Source organism: Negadavirga shengliensis, from assembly GCF_042652345.1.
Taxonomy (GTDB): domain Bacteria; phylum Bacteroidota; class Bacteroidia; order Cytophagales; family Cyclobacteriaceae; genus Negadavirga; species Negadavirga shengliensis.
Genome location: NZ_JBHSJJ010000017.1, coordinates 21,150 through 36,282 on the forward strand (window position 1 = coordinate 21,150; position 15,133 = coordinate 36,282).

13 protein-coding genes are annotated in these 15,133 nt (G+C 46.7%); 9 read left to right on the forward strand and 4 right to left on the reverse strand.

Translation table 11 applies throughout. From position 1 onward, the window contains the following. Nucleotides 1-231 precede the first annotated feature (231 nt). Nucleotides 232-1,647, forward strand: coding sequence for a carboxylesterase family protein (locus tag ACFPFU_RS21630; RefSeq protein ID WP_377068054.1), 1,416 nt, complete (start codon nt 232-234; stop codon nt 1,645-1,647). Between the two features lie 316 nt (nt 1,648-1,963). Here the strand turns inward: ACFPFU_RS21630 and ACFPFU_RS21635 are convergent, their stop codons facing one another. The 3 genes from ACFPFU_RS21635 to ACFPFU_RS21645 all read right to left on the reverse strand — a co-directional run bounded on the left by ACFPFU_RS21635 (nt 1,964) and on the right by ACFPFU_RS21645 (nt 7,073). Further along, nucleotides 1,964-4,024 carry a M13 family metallopeptidase gene (locus ACFPFU_RS21635; protein ID WP_377068056.1) on the reverse strand — a complete coding sequence of 687 codons (2,061 nt, stop codon included), beginning with the start codon at nt 4,022-4,024 and terminating at the stop codon, nt 1,964-1,966. Between the two features lie 83 nt (nt 4,025-4,107). Beyond that, nucleotides 4,108-5,829, reverse strand: coding sequence for a lysine--tRNA ligase (lysS, locus tag ACFPFU_RS21640; RefSeq protein WP_377068058.1), 1,722 nt, complete (start codon nt 5,827-5,829; stop codon nt 4,108-4,110). Between the two features lie 11 nt (nt 5,830-5,840). Then, on the reverse strand, nt 5,841-7,073 hold the full coding sequence (locus ACFPFU_RS21645) for a proline dehydrogenase family protein (protein ID WP_377068060.1): 1,233 nt from the start codon (nt 7,071-7,073) through the stop codon (nt 5,841-5,843). A 119-nt stretch (nt 7,074-7,192) separates the two neighbouring features. Between ACFPFU_RS21645 and ACFPFU_RS21650 the strand changes: the two genes are divergently transcribed. After that, the gene (locus ACFPFU_RS21650) at nt 7,193-7,411 is read left to right on the forward strand and encodes a hypothetical protein (RefSeq protein ID WP_377068062.1); all 219 of its coding nucleotides are present in this window, start codon (nt 7,193-7,195) and stop codon (nt 7,409-7,411) included. A 167-nt stretch (nt 7,412-7,578) separates the two neighbouring features. Here the strand turns inward: ACFPFU_RS21650 and ACFPFU_RS21655 are convergent, their stop codons facing one another. Beyond that, the gene (locus ACFPFU_RS21655) at nt 7,579-7,761 is read right to left on the reverse strand and encodes a hypothetical protein (RefSeq protein WP_377068064.1); all 183 of its coding nucleotides are present in this window, start codon (nt 7,759-7,761) and stop codon (nt 7,579-7,581) included. Between the two features lie 386 nt (nt 7,762-8,147). On the opposite strand from ACFPFU_RS21655, the gene ACFPFU_RS21660 reads away from it, so the two are divergent. The 7 genes from ACFPFU_RS21660 to ACFPFU_RS21690 all read left to right on the forward strand — a co-directional run bounded on the left by ACFPFU_RS21660 (nt 8,148) and on the right by ACFPFU_RS21690 (nt 14,949). After that, complete coding sequence (locus ACFPFU_RS21660) at nt 8,148-9,254, forward strand: chorismate mutase (protein ID WP_377068066.1); 1,107 nt, start codon at nt 8,148-8,150, stop codon at nt 9,252-9,254. A 35-nt stretch (nt 9,255-9,289) separates the two neighbouring features. Then, entirely contained in the window at nt 9,290-10,327 is a 1,038-nt protein-coding gene (gene aroB, locus ACFPFU_RS21665; RefSeq protein WP_377068068.1) for a 3-dehydroquinate synthase, read from the forward strand. Nucleotides 10,328-10,439: 112 nt separating this feature from the next. Continuing rightward, the gene (locus ACFPFU_RS21670) at nt 10,440-11,648 is read left to right on the forward strand and encodes a 3-phosphoshikimate 1-carboxyvinyltransferase (protein WP_377068070.1); all 1,209 of its coding nucleotides are present in this window, start codon (nt 10,440-10,442) and stop codon (nt 11,646-11,648) included. 49 nt (nt 11,649-11,697) lie between these two features. Beyond that, nucleotides 11,698-12,066: a DMT family protein gene (locus ACFPFU_RS21675; RefSeq protein WP_377068072.1), complete on the forward strand. Its 369-nt coding sequence runs from the start codon at nt 11,698-11,700 to the stop codon at nt 12,064-12,066. Between the two features lie 45 nt (nt 12,067-12,111). Then, nucleotides 12,112-12,945, forward strand: coding sequence for a prephenate dehydratase (locus ACFPFU_RS21680; protein ID WP_377068074.1), 834 nt, complete (start codon nt 12,112-12,114; stop codon nt 12,943-12,945). After that, nucleotides 12,942-14,093 (forward strand): pyridoxal phosphate-dependent aminotransferase, encoded by a 1,152-nt coding sequence (locus tag ACFPFU_RS21685; protein WP_377068076.1) that lies wholly within the window; start codon nt 12,942-12,944, stop codon nt 14,091-14,093. Before ACFPFU_RS21680 ends, ACFPFU_RS21685 begins: the two co-directional genes overlap by 4 nt. A 7-nt stretch (nt 14,094-14,100) precedes the next feature. Continuing rightward, the gene (locus tag ACFPFU_RS21690; RefSeq protein ID WP_377068078.1) at nt 14,101-14,949 is read left to right on the forward strand and encodes a prephenate dehydrogenase; all 849 of its coding nucleotides are present in this window, start codon (nt 14,101-14,103) and stop codon (nt 14,947-14,949) included. Nucleotides 14,950-15,133 lie beyond the last annotated feature (184 nt).

The following is a 15,133-nucleotide window of genomic DNA, read 5'->3' on the forward strand; positions in this document are numbered from 1 at the left end:
GGTGATGGAGGGGAGTGATCGGTGATTTAGTGATCGGGGGGATGGGTTTTTGGGAAATAAGATATCAGGAGAGAATGGGGGACCATTGCCGTGTCCCGATTGAGTAGCGAAAAAGGTTTTTTGAACTTGATTTTAACAAATTGGATAACAATGGTAGAGAAAGGCTTTGCAATTTCCGTTACTATTAGTTTAAATCCTTATATTTATTAAAGCACCTTTAAGAAAACGCGTATGACCCGTGATTTTTATTCTTCCGCTATCTTTTTTACGATAATGTACCTTTTGGTGGGGCTTTTCATGTCTATCATTTCTTTTGCGCTGGGAGAAAGGGTGTTGGGATTGCAATCACTTGCCAGTTCAGCCATTTTCCAGTTTCTGATGGTGTTGGTTTGGTTGTTGATTCTACTGAGATACTATCATTACAAACAATATTGGTTCCCTTTTTGGGCAGGGGTGGTTTTCCTGGCGCCACATGTTTTTCAATTTGTCCTGTTACTCGATTTCTTGGCTACCTATGAACTTTCAGTTTATTACTACCCGTCTGTTTACCTGGTTATAGGAATGAATACCCTTCACGGATTAAGTCTTATATTTTCGGCGGCGGGCAAAAGAAGGTGGTTAAAATTAGCCGGTATATTCATGGCCCTTTCCGGGCTCATCATGCTGTCTTTTTTTATCTGGGGGATGGGTTCCGTCGATATTCGGGCCAGTGGTTTCCTATCAGAAGTACAGTTGGGGGCATCTTTTATCAGCAGTATAGGCCTTGTTTTTTTTATTCTGAATTTCCGTAATGAAAGGCAAATGGCCGGGGAAGACAGTGCTTCCCGCCAACAGGCGCTGGTGGGCACCATGAATGCGGTAGGGTTTATTGCTATGGTGGCTGGGCTGTTCGTTGGCGTTAGAGTAGCCAATGAAAGCCATTGGATGTTAGGTCATCCGGAATATGTGCATGAAGCGCTGGCAGAAATCGTTGCGCCGTTTGAAGCCCGGACCTATGTGAACGGCCAGGGAGACGGCTTGCGGTACCGCTTGATGAAGCCTTTGGATTATGATTCCACCAAGCAATACCCCCTGGTGATATCCCTCCACGGAAGCGGAGGACGTGGAAGTGATAATGCAAGGCAAATTGTAACCACGATTTTACCCCAAATATTGGTCAAACCGGAGAATAGAATAAAATACCCTGCCTTTCTTTTTGTACCCCAATGTCCTCTTAACTCCTGGTGGGGTGGCCGTTCAAGTGACATGGAAGTCGACTTCCTGGTGTTGGAGTGTATTTTAGCCTTGGAGAAAGAGTTCCCGATTGATGGAAAAAGGCGCTATGTGACCGGTGTTTCTATGGGTGGATATGGCACCTGGCACCTGATCGGTACGCGGCCTGAGTTGTTTGCCGCGGCAGTTCCTATCGCCGGAGCGGGGAATCCCGCACTTGCTCCCAATATGGTGGATGTACCTGTGTGGGCGTTTCACGGAGCAAAAGATGGGTTCGTTGCGGTAAGTGGGTCCCGAAGTATGATTGAGGCGATCAAAAAAGCCGGAGGAAATCCCCATTATACAGAGTATCCCGATAAAGCGCACAATCTTACAGAGCCAATTACCAACACACCTGAATTGCTGGATTGGCTTTTTGCTCAGAAACGTGAATGAAAGTTTAACAGCGATTGCCGCAGAAACTTTCTATTCCCTATACCGCATTCACCATTGACAGGGCATTCAGGAAACGGGGAATCGGGAACAGGGAACAGTAAATCGTGCAGAAACCTTCCATTTACTTTACGGCATTCGCCACTCACAGACTATTCAGAAAACAGTAAAAAGGGAACCGGAAATCGAACGAAATCCCCCCATTAACTTTTCCCTATTCCCTTTTCATTGGGCATTCAGGAAACGGGGAATCGGGAAAAGGGAATAGTAAACACGGGCGAAACCTTTCCATTCACCTTTCCCCCTTCCTGCAATTTCATCACCAGATCCTCACCCTGTCCTCAGGTGCCACATACATATTGTTGCCTTCATTGACATCAAAGGCCTCATAAAAGGCATCAATGTTGACAAGGGGGCCGTTGGCGCGGTACTGGGCTGGGGAATGGGGATCGGTTTGGACCTGGGTTCTCAGGGCTTCGTCCCTGCTCTTGGTTCTCCATACGGTGGCCCAGGAGATAAAAAACCTTTGCTCAGGGGTGAACCCATCAATGTTTTCCGGACGTCCATGTTGATCCAGGTGTTTTTGCAGCCCGTCATAGGCTACCAGAACGCCTCCCAAATCACCGATATTTTCTCCCAAAGTCAGGTTTCCTTTTACAAAGACCCCTTCCAAGGGCTCATATTGGTCAAACTGGGCTACCAGCTGGTCGGTACGCTGCTTGAAGTTTTCCAGGTCTTCTTCCTGCCACCAGTTTTTGAGGTTGCCTTGGGCATCATAGCGGCTTCCCTGATCATCAAATCCATGGGAAATCTCATGGCCTATCACCGCTCCTATCCCGCCGTAATTGACGGCAGCGTCTGCCTTGTAGTTATAAAAAGGCGGCTGGAGAATGCCGGCGGGGAAAACGATCTCATTCCAGGTAGGATTGTAGTAGGCGTTTACCGTTTGGGGTGTCATGAACCACTCCGATCTGTCCACGGGTTTCCCCAGCTTGTCCAGGCTTTCCTGGAACCGGAAGTTGGCTGCATGCAGGACATTGCCAATATATGAGGCCGATTCCGGATCGCCATCCACTTCCAGATCACCGTAATCCTTCCATTCATCCGGAAAGCCTATCTTGACAGTGAAGGTGGAAAGTTTCTCCATGGCCTTTTCCTTGGTTTCATCGGTCATCCAGTCCAGCTTTTGGATCCTTTCACCCATGGCTTCCAGGATGTTGTCCACCATTTCCATGGCTTTGTCCTTGGCTTCCTGGGGGAAGTATTCTTCGGTGTAAAGTTTGCCTATGGCTTCTCCGGCGGCATATTCGGCGCTGGCAAGCACCCTTTTCCACCTTGCCCTCATTTCTTCGGTACCTTGGAGTTCCCGTCCATAAAAATCAAAATTGGCTTTTACAAAATCGTGACTCAGATAAGGGGCGGCCCTGTCGAGTACTTTCCAGGTAAGGTATTCTTTCCAGGTATTAACCGGCATGGTTCGAAGGATATTTTCCAGTTCCTCCATAAATTTCGGAGTAGAGATGATCAGTTCATCCGTATCGGCTTCTATGGCATCCAGATAAGCTTTCCAGTCGATGGAAGGCGTGAGCACATTCAGTTCGTCGGCCGTGAATTTATTATAACGGGCTTCTGCGTCACGCATCTCTATACGGGTCTTGCTGGCCTTCGCCAACCTGGTTTCCAACTCCAGAATATTCGAAGCCGCTTTTTTGGCATCCGCTTCTTCATATCCGATTTTCCGGAGCATTTCCGCAATATGCTGTTCGTACTTTGCCTTTATTTCTTTGAACTTTTCATTGGAGTCGTCCACATAATAATCACGGTCTGGCAAACCCAGGCCACCCTGGGATAAGTAAAGCGCGTTTTTTTCTGAATCTTTGGCGTCTGTGTTGACGCCCATGCTAAAAAATGCCCCCATGCCGTAGGGTTGCTGGCGGTGGAGGAACTCCTGCAGGTCTTTGTTGTCTTTGATCCTGTCAATATGATCAAACCATTGTAAAAGGGGGGCATACCCTTTCTTTTCAGCCAAGACCGAATCCATGCCAACGGTATAAAAGTCAATGGCTTTGCGTTGGTCACTGCCTTCCGGATAATCGGTGGGGTTATTTTTGGCCCTTTCCAAAACGGTCAATACCGCGTCATTGTTGAATTCGCGGAGTTCAAGGAAACTGCCCCATCTCCCTTGGTCTGCCGGGATTTCTGTTTGCGCTATCCATCTGCCATTGACGAACATAAAGAAATCGTCTTGGGGTCTCACAGTGGAATCCATATAGGCTAAATTGATGGCTTCTACCGCTTCCTCTTCTTCAAAATCCCGGGAACAGCCTGTGAACAAACCTGTTGTCCAAAGGATGACAATGATTATAAATGGCTTTTTCATAGTTGTCAGTAAATATAGTTGCTTATGGAAACCATGGGCCTAGATCCAGGTCCATGGTCCAAAGGAATTTGCTTTTTTTAATTTTATCCTTCGATCCACTTCTCCACTTCCTCTTTACTGGGATTGGGGGCATCGAGTTTTAGTTTTTTCCTTTTGCCACAGACATCATTGAAGAGTTTGTTGGGGTTTTGCGACTTGAGCTGTTCCAGGGTATGGATGTTCAGTTCCCTGATAGCAGGGATCAAGCCCGGATGGATACCCAATGCCTCAAAATCCCCGTCGCTGGCAATTTTAGCCTTTTTCTCCGGCTTCATCTGGGGGAAGAAAAGAACCTCCTGTATGGTACTTTTATTGGTGAGCAACATACATAGCCTGTCGATCCCGATACCCAGTCCTGCAGTGGGAGGCATGCCGTATTCCAAGGCACGGAGGAAATCCTCATCCATGGCCATGGCCTCGTCATCACCCCTTTCCGCCAATTTCAATTGGTCCTCAAAACGCTCGCGTTGGTCCAGTGGATCATTCAGCTCCGTATAAGCATTGGCGATTTCCTTGCCATTGACAAACAACTCAAAACGTTCCACAAGCCCTTCTTTTTCCCGGTGTTTCTTTGCCAGGGGGGTCATCTCTATAGGATAATCGGTGATAAAAGTAGGCTGGATCAGGTGATCCTCAACCTTTTCTCCGAAGATTTCGTCGATGAGTTTGCCCCTTCCCATGGAGTCGTCCACTTCGATGCCAAGGTCGTCGCATACTTTCCTGATCGCGCTTTCGCCCATTTGGCTCACATCCACGCCGGCATATTCTTGGATGGCTTCATACATGGACAACCTTCGGTAAGGTCCTGAAAATTCAATTTCATGTTCGCCTACCTTTGCGATAGTGGTGCCGAGTACCGCCCGGGCTGTTTTTTCCAAAAGGTCCTCTACCATTTCCATCATCCAGACATAGTCCTTATAAGCCACATAGATTTCCATGGCGGTAAATTCAGGATTATGGGTACGGTCCATACCTTCGTTTCTGAACATTTTACCGAACTCGTATACGCCTTCAAAACCGCCAACGATCAGCCTTTTAAGGTACAATTCGTTGGCAATCCTCAAATATAGGGGCATATCCAGCGCATTATGGTGGGTCTGGAAAGGTTTGGCGGCCGCGCCTCCGTGGATCTGCTGCAGGATAGGCGTTTCCACTTCCAGCCAGCCATGGTCATCGAAATATCTTCTCATGCTGGAGATGATCCTGGAGCGGGTGATAAAAGTCTCTTTCACTTCCGGATTGACCACCAAGTCCACATAACGCTGTCTGTAACGAAGTTCCGGATCCGTAAAACCGTCATAGACATTCCCGTCATCATCTCGTTTGACTATAGGCAGAGGTTTTACCGATTTGGAAAGTATGATCAATTCCTGCACGTGGAGAGATATCTCACCGGTCTGGGTAGTGAAGATATAGCCTTTCACACCGATAAAATCACCTATCCCTAAAAGTTTTTTGAAAACCGTGTTGTATAACGTCTTATCTTCCCCTGGACAGATATCATCCCTGCGTACATAGATCTGAAGACGGCCGGTACTGTCCTGGAGCTCTGCAAAGCTGGCGGACCCCATGATTCTCCTGCTCATGAGCCTTCCGGCTATGGAGATACCCTTGTAATCGTTTTTCCGGTTTTCGTAGTTTCTATGGATGTCCTCAGCCGAGGCATTTACCGGAAAGGAAATGGCCGGATAAGGGTTGATACCAAGGTTGATCAGGGCTTCCCTGTCTTTTCTTCTCTCTACTTCTTGTTCGTTGAGTAACTGCATGGATTGAATCGTTATGCTATTTTTGGAAGTTTCGGCAGGTGCTTTCGCCTGCGTATTTCTTGTTTTATCAGTTGGAGCTCACGGCTGCTTTGGCCTGATATGCCGGAATTTTCTTCAGCCCGGCGGGACAGATAGGGCAATACTTCTTCTACCGGCCCGTAAGGGAGGTACTTGACCACGTTATAGCCTGCTTTGGCAAGGTTAAAGGAAATATGATCGCTCATGCCATAAAGCTGGGCGAAGTACACCCTTTCATCGGAGCGCTTCATGCCATGGAGGTCTACGAGTTCTGAAAGTACCAGATTGCTGAGCTCATTGTGCGTGCCACTGATAAGGTGGACCCGCTGCTTGTTGTTGACACAAAACTGTAATGCCTTGTCATAATCCCGGTCCGTGTCGCGTTTCAGTTCATGGACAGGGCTTTTGTATCCCAGTTTTTCTGCACGCTCCCTTTCTTTTTCCAAATAAGCTCCCCTTACCAGTTTCACGCCCAGAAAATATCCTTTGGCTACGGCATCGTGGTGTGCGTCTTTTAACCTTCTGAGCATGTCGTGCCGGTACATCTGAAAGGTATTGAACACAATGGCTGTTTTTTGGTTAAACCTCTGCATGGCTTCGAATACCATCCCATCCACCACATCCTGAAACCAGCTCTCTTCCCCGTCCACCATGATCCGGACATCAGCATTGAAAGCTGTTTCACAAAGCCCCATTACTCGGGCCCTTGCCAGATCAAATCGCTTGCTTTCTGATTCGGACAAGGTTTTACCGGCTTGTTTTTTTGCCAGAATATCCGTGTCTGCTATGCCTGATATTTTAAAGACCGTGAACGGGAGGTTTTTTCTACCCTTAGAGGCCGCTATTGTTCTCAACAGTTCTTCTTTGGTGTTTTCAAAGCTGTCTTCATCTTTTTTCCCCTCCACGGAATAATCCAGGATGGCATCAACACCATACTTGGCGAGAAGTACGACAACCGGCTCACAGGCGTCAATGTTTTCCCCACCGCAAAACTGGCTGAACACCGTTTTTTTGATCGTATTTCTGATGGGCAATCCCAGCTTGAACCCAAGGCGGGCTATGCCTATGCCCAGTTTCACCAACAATGGATAATGCATCAATCCGAAGATATGGTACATTTTTTTCAGTTCCTTGTCGGTCTTGTGGGCAAAAGCCGCCTGCAGGTTTTCAAAAGAAACGTTGGGTTTGGTCTCCATGAGGTTGAAATCAAGGTGCAAATATATCAAAAAAACAGGTGTTTTCGTGGTTTTGTTCTTGGATTTAGATAGAGTTCATTTGATTTTGCAAGACGGGCGGAGGGGGATTTGAGTTATGATCCTTATTTTTACATGAAAATGGAATCATTATGGACAGTGTCTTCAAAAAATTAAACTACAAGGATCAGCCTGTCGTCCTGATTGTCAATTCTCCCGAGTCGTTCATTCCGAATATGAGAAGTATGGATGCCTTCACGGATATAAAAGGAAGTTGTCCCGCGCCCGGATGGCGCTCGGTTGTCGTGGTTGTCGGTCCCGCTGAGCGGGACTGTGGTCAAAGCGGTGTGCGTCTGCCCAACGGACCCTGACAACAATGACAACAGGGCCGGCTTGCCGGGCCCGTGACAACAGCTCTGCCCCGGCAGGGCGGACAACAATATGGAACGGAAACGTCACATAGGTCACACAGGCGCTCACCGGCACAATCAGTTTGGTTTACTCAAATCTTACAATCATGTACCTGAAGTGATCCTCATCAAAACAGATAATTACCCGAATCGGATTCTATCAAGCGGGTATAGGCAGGGTTTACCGAAATGAAATCATTGGCTTTGAAGCTGATTTCCTCGATGATTTTGGGCTTCAAATTATTGCTGTTTTTCATCTTGCCACAGCCTGTCAGAAGCAGTACCATGCATACGCAAAAATATTTTCCCATAACACAGGATCTTGGAAGTGTGATTAAAGATAAATAAAAAAACAATAAAACAAAAAAAGTTAGTTGATGGCTCAAATTCGTGCCCCCGGCTGTTCAAAGAAGGCGTTGCTGTATGTTTTTGTTTTGAAAAAGCAGCCGATCTCTCCCATTTCCAAATAAATTTAAAGAAAAACCAGTGAACTGTTTGATTTTTAAGATAGGTCATTTAAATTTGGGTCATGAAAAGAATCGCAGCTACATATTTTAGCTTTTTTTACTTTTATTTTCGTCCCCAAGGTCGAATCGGAGCTGCGTATTGTCTTGTGAAAAAATAAACTAAAAGATAAACATACCAAAGGGCCCGGTTCGACAAGAACCGGGCTTTTTTATTTAACTGTAAATTTAAAATGAAAGATCACTTACAAACGAAAGATTGGGGATTAGGCCTGGAAAAAGAGCACCTGATCATCGCGGGTCCCTGCAGTGCGGAGACTCCCGAACAAGTAGAGAAAGTGTGCCAGGACATGTTGGCCGCCAATGCCGTACCTGATATTTTCAGGGCAGGAATTTGGAAACCAAGGACCAGACCCGGCAGTTTCGAAGGTATTGGTGAAGATGGCCTCAAGTGGATGGAAATCGTGCGCCATCACCTGAATATCCCCATCACCACCGAAGTGGGGAACACTGCCCATGTGGAAATGGCGCTGAAACATGGCGTGGATGTGCTTTGGATCGGTGCCAGGACTACTGTAAACCCCTTCGCCGTGCAGGAGATTGCCGAGGCGCTGAGGGGAGTAGATATTCCTGTTATGGTGAAAAACCCGATGAACCCTGACCTGGAACTTTGGATAGGAGCGCTGGAAAGGATGCACGCCGTAGGTATCGAGAAGCTGGCAGCCATTCACAGAGGATTCAGCGATGCTTATGACAAGAAATTCAGAAACAAACCCAACTGGTCCATGCCCATCCACCTGAAGAGGATATGGAAAGGGATGCAGGTCATCAATGATCCCAGCCATATAGTCGGTAACAGGGCAGGTATTTTAGAAACTGCTCAGCGGGCCATCAATTTCGGTTTGGACGGACTGATGATCGAAACGCACCATGATCCTGACAACGCTTGGAGCGATGCCAAGCAGCAGGTGACACCCAAGCAGCTTAAGGACATCCTGGACAGTATCGATTTCAAGCACCCATTGCAGACCGAACACCCTTCAGAAAAACTGCAGGATCTCAGGAACGCGGTAGATCACCTGGATGATCAGCTTTTGGATCTTTTGTCCGAAAGGTTTTCCATTATCGACCAGATCGGTGCCCATAAGAGAGAGCACAACCTGACCGTTTTTCAAGCAGACCGATGGAAACAGGTGATGGATTCCAGAACACAAAAAGGCATAGCCAAAAACCTCAGCGAGAAATTCATGAAGGAGTTGCTTTATTGCATTCACGAAGAGTCGGTTAAAAGACAGGAGAAAAAGCTGAGGGAAGAAGTGCCCACGAAAAAGACGATTTAAAGCTTTAAATATTATCTTTACCAAAAAAACCAACTTTGGAGACGATTATATTTTCTGCCAACATCGGGCAAGACCTACAACGCTATCTGGCAACAAAGAAATACTCAAAGCTCGGGCTGATTATGGACAGCCATACCGCCAGGGATTGTTATCCTTTGGTCGCTGACCATCTTCCTGAGCACCTGGGTCATTCTTTTCCAGCGGGTGAAGTCCATAAAAACCTGAATACCTGTCAGGAGATCTGGCAGTGGATGACAGAAAGCGGATTTGACCGGAAAGCGTTGGTTATCAACTTAGGAGGGGGTGTGACCGGGGATATGGGTGGATTCTGCGCCAGCACTTATAAACGGGGCATCCGTTTCATCAATATCCCCACCACGCTTCTTTCCCAGGTGGATGCCAGTGTGGGCGGAAAACTTGGAGTTGACTTTAATGGCTTCAAAAACCACATTGGGGTATTCAATGAACCGGAAGGCGTGATCATCAGTGAAGCCTTTCTGAAAACACTTCCGGAGGCGGAACTGAGATCGGGGTATGCCGAGATCATTAAGCACGGCCTTATCCGTAACGAGAATTATTTCAACAGCCTGAAAACGGAAAACTGGCAGCAGCAACCCTGGAAAGACATTATAGAAGTCTCTGTGGGGATAAAAAGAGACGTGGTAGACAAGGATCCCAAGGAAGATGGCTTGCGGAAAATCCTGAATTTTGGCCACACGATAGGGCATGCCATCGAGTCTTATTTTCTGGATACCCCGTACCATCTATTGCATGGAGAGGCGATTGCCATCGGTATGGTGGCTGAAGCCTACTTATCACACCGCTTTCTGAGGATGCCCAAAACGGATTTGGACACCATCCAGCAAAAATTACTGGCTGTGTTTGGCAAGGTTTCTATTCCCGAAAAAGACTTTGGCCCCATTATCGAGCTTTGCTTTCAGGACAAGAAAAATGAAGGCAACGTGCTGAATTTTTCCCTGCTGAGAAGAATCGGGGAATGCGATTACAATATTGCTGTAGGAAGGGAGGAGATCATTCAGTCACTGAACTTTTATAATGGGATTGAAGTATAATAAACCCGCGGGATATTTGATCAGGCCTTTCTTTCCCGTCCGGTCTGAATCCAACCACGGTGGAGAGAACCCCCACAAATAATCCAGTAATCCAGAAGAAACCTTAATTTCGATGAAAACAATAGAATTGCCCCTAAAAGGTGGTTTTGGAAAGGTAACCATACCCCTGCCATCTTCAAAGAGCGAAAGCAACAGGGTTTTGATCATAGATGCCCTCACCAAGGGAGAAAACAAGCTTTCCAATTTGGCGGAGGCCAGGGACACGCAGACCATGATCAGGTTGTTGCGGGAAGACCCTGACACTTACGATGTGTTGGACGCGGGTACCACGATGAGGTTTTTGACGGCTTATGCGGCATTGACAGGGAAAACCAAAATACTTACGGGAACACCGCGCATGTGCGAACGCCCCATCGGGATCCTGGTAGATGCCCTGCGTGCAATAGGGGCAGAGGTAGCCTATTTGAAAAATGAAGGTTTTCCTCCTTTGCAAACCAGGGGTTTTGACAGACAGCTCACCCATAAGGTGAAAATCAGGGGTGATGTCAGCAGCCAATATATCTCCGCATTGCTGATGAATGCGCCTTTGCTGCCCCAGGGACTTAATCTGGAACTTACCGGAAAAGTGGGATCCAGAACCTATATAGAGATGACCCTGGAGCTGATGAAAACATTCGGGATTCATTATGAATTTGAGGAGAATGTCATCAAAATCGCCCCTCAGGAGTATATCCCGACGGAATTTGCCGTGGAGAGTGATTGGTCAGGGGCCAGTTATTGGTTCAGTCTGTTGGCCTGTGCCGGGACGGGTGAATTGTTCCTTAAGGGCTTAAAAGCAAACAGTTTGCAGGGGGACTCCAAGATCGTCGAGATCATGGACAAGTTGGGCGTGGATTCCAGTTTTGAAAATGACGGTATACGTCTGAGGAAAAAAGCTGTTTCCGGGCTGGAAGGCTTTGATTTTACCCATTGTCCGGACCTGGCACAGACGGTGGCTGTTACTTGCGCCCTATTGGGCCAATCCAGTGAATTTACCGGACTGGAAAGCCTGAGGATCAAGGAAACTGACAGAATATATGCCCTGCAGCAGGAATTGGCTAAGATAGGGGCGAAACTGGAAGAAGGCGAAAATGGGGTTTTCAGGCTGATCCCGGCCGCGGCTATTCCGGAAAAAGTACGGATCCACACTTATGATGACCATAGGATGGCCATGGCGTTTATGCCACTTATGACCAGGACAACCGTGGTGATCGAGGAACCTGAGGTGGTGAACAAATCTTACCCGAGTTTCTGGAAACATTGCGGGCTGCTGTCCACCTGAAACCTTGCCTGTATAGATATTATTGATTTAGCTTGTTATATAAGGGTTTATGAAAGGGCTGTATACCATTGTCCTGTTGATGTTTTCAAATGCCTTTATGACCATGGCTTGGTACGGACATTTGAAGTTCAAGGAATTGAAATGGTTTGAAAACCTGGGATTATTGGCCATTGTACTGATCAGTTGGGGGATCGCCTTGTTTGAATATTTTTTTCAGGTTCCTGCAAACCGGATCGGGTTTAAGGAAAACGGCGGGCCGTTTTCTCTGGTGGAACTGAAGGTGTTACAGGAAGTGATCACGTTGGTGGTTTTTATGCTGTTTACCTTTCTTTTCTTTAAAAATGAGTCGTTCAGATGGAACCACATGGTCGGCTTCATGTTTCTTGTGGGGGCGGTATATTTCATCTTTAAGAAGTAATTTTGTCATAAAACGAATTATTGACCATCCGAAATCATATACAACTTGGACAAGAATAACTTAAAAATAGCGATTCAGGGAGTGTTAGGGTCTTTTCATCACCAGGTGGCCCAACAGTATTTTGGCGAAGACATAGAAGTGGCAGGTTTCAACACCTTCGAGGAGGTGGCCAAAAGCGTGGAGTCGGGGAATGCGGATTTTGCGGTGATGGCGATCGAAAATTCCATTGCGGGGGCCATTTTGCCTAACTATGATATCATAGACCGGCACGATCTTTTTGTGAGGGATGAATGTTATTTACCCATTTCCCATAACCTGATGGCTTTGCCCGGCCAGAAACTGGAGGACATCAAAGAAGCCCGGTCACATCCTATGGCGCTTTTACAGTGCAAGGTGTTTTTTGCTGCCCTGCCAGCTATAAAGCTTGTGGATGATGTGGATACCGCTTATGTGGCAAAAGTTATTGCCGATAGCCAAAAAAAAGGAGTGGCAGCAGTGGCCAGCAAGAAGGCAGCCGAATTTTATGGTTTGGAAATATTGGCTTCGGATATACAGACTGTAAAAAACAATTTCACCAGATTCATCGTGCTGCAGCGTGAGAAGCCCAAACAGGACGTTATCCCTACCAAAGCAAGTATGAAGATTACCATACACAACCAAAAAGGAGCCTTGGCCAAACTCCTTACCATTATGAGCGAGCATGACCTGGACCTGACCAAAATCCAGTCCATACCTGTGATCAGCAAACCCTGGGAATATGCTTTTTTTATTGATACCTTAATAGGGGATTTTTCTGAGTTCAAAGAAGCCATAGGAAAAATCCGGCAATCTTATGGTGAGGTGAAAATATTCGGCGAATACCAAAACAGAAAAGAATGAAAGGTTTTTCACAAAGACTTGGCGAGGTTCAGGAATATTATTTTTCCAAAAAACTGAAAGAGGTCCAGCAGCTTCGGGAAGCCGGTAAGCCCATTATCAATATGGGAATAGGCAGTCCCGACTTGCCACCCCATTCTCTCGTGGTCACTGCTTTAAAAAATGCTTCCGATGATCCGGGAGCCCACGGATACCAGCCTTATCAGGGTAGCCAGCGGCTGAGGGAGGCCATGGCGGGATTTTACCGACGTCATTATGGCGTTTCCCTAGATCCCAATAAAGAAATCCTTCCACTAATGGGGTCCAAAGAGGGCATCATGCACATTTCTATGGCCTTTTTGGATGAGGGGGACGAGGTATTGATTCCCAATCCGGGCTACCCTACTTATACCTCGGTTACAAAATTACTCAACGCGAAGCCGGTATATTATGATCTGCTGGAAAATGACCAGTGGGAACCCGACTGGGAGGCGCTGGAAAACATGGACCTGGAGAAGGTAAAACTGATGTGGGTGAATTATCCCCATATGCCTACAGGCAGCAGGGGCAGTAGGGACCTCTTTATTAAATTAATCAGTTTTGCCAAAAGAAATGGCATTTTGCTGGTAAATGATAATCCTTATAGCTTCATTCTAAATCCGGAACCTATAAGCGTATTGTCTACAGACGGTGCTAAAGATCATGCATTGGAACTCAACTCATTAAGCAAGACATTTAACATTCCTGGCTGGAGAGTGGGGATGCTTATGGGACGGGAGGATTACCTGCAAGCGGTACTCAGGGTAAAAAGCAATATGGACTCGGGGATGTTTTTAGGCATTCAGGAAGGTGCGACGGCAGCGCTTGGTTTGGATGAAAGCTGGATAAAGGAGATAAATACCGTTTATGCCAGTAGGAGGGAGTTGGTGTTGGAACTGGCCGATGAACTGGGGTTAACCTATCAGAAGGATACCAGCGGGATGTTTGTCTGGACAAAGATCCCGGAGAAGGGAAACGCTTTGGAGATGGTAGATAAATTGCTTTATGAAAAGCATTTGTTTGTGACGCCGGGGGTGATTTTTGGTAGCAGGGGAGAGAATTATATCAGGTTTTCCCTTTGTGTAAAAGAAGCCCTTATATTGGAAGCCATACATCGAATAAAAGAAAAATAACTGGTATATGACAAAGATACATATTATCGGATTAGGATTGCTGGGCGGCTCATTTGCCCTGGCCATCCAACGGGCTAAGCCGGACTGGATTATTACTGGACACGATAACAATCCCGGCCATTTGCAGGAGGCCCTAGTGGCAGGAATGATTTCCGAGCACAAGGTCATCCCGGATAAGGATACAGATGTGGTGATTCTCTCTACTCCGGTGGATTCCCTGTATCCTTTGTTGACCCAAACGTTGGATCATGTGGGGACAAATACCTTGATTATGGATTTTGGTTCGACCAAGGCAAAGATCTGTCAGCAGATGGCTGATCATCCAAAGAGAGCGCAGTACCTGGCGGTACATCCCATAGCAGGCACTGAAAACTCAGGCCCCAAAGCTGCTGTGGAGGACCTTTTTGACGGCAAAGTATTGATCATTTGCGAAATGGAAAAAACCAATTTGCACCTGAAAGGACTGGCCTATGATATTTTTGAGGTTCTGAACATGAAATTAAGGTTTATGGAACCCCATGACCATGACCTGCATTTGGCTTTCGTTTCCCACCTTTCCCATATATCTTCTTTTGTATTGGGTAAAACGGTATTGGATAAAATGCAGGATGAGAAAAATATTTTCGATATGGCGGGGAGCGGCTTTGCTTCCACGGTAAGGCTGGCCAAAAGCTCACCGGAAATGTGGGCCCCGATTTTTCTCGAAAACAAAATCAATATGCTGGAGGCCTTGGATAGCTATATCCGGCACCTGACCGCTTTTAGGGATAAAATTGCCCAGGATGATGTCCAGGGGTTGTTTGGGGAAATGAGAGAGGCCAATAAGATCAGGGATATTTTGGATCTGGAAAAATAAGCAGGTAGGCTAAATAAAAGGGGAATAGAACGTGATGCAACCGGTCCAGCGGTATCTTACTGTCCCCTATGCTTTCAAACAAGGTAGCGGGCAAAGCAACGGCCATGACAGCAGGGAGAACCATCATTGTCCTATCTATTTACATTTTTTAGCTGCTTTATGATTTCACACCCACTTGGGCTTC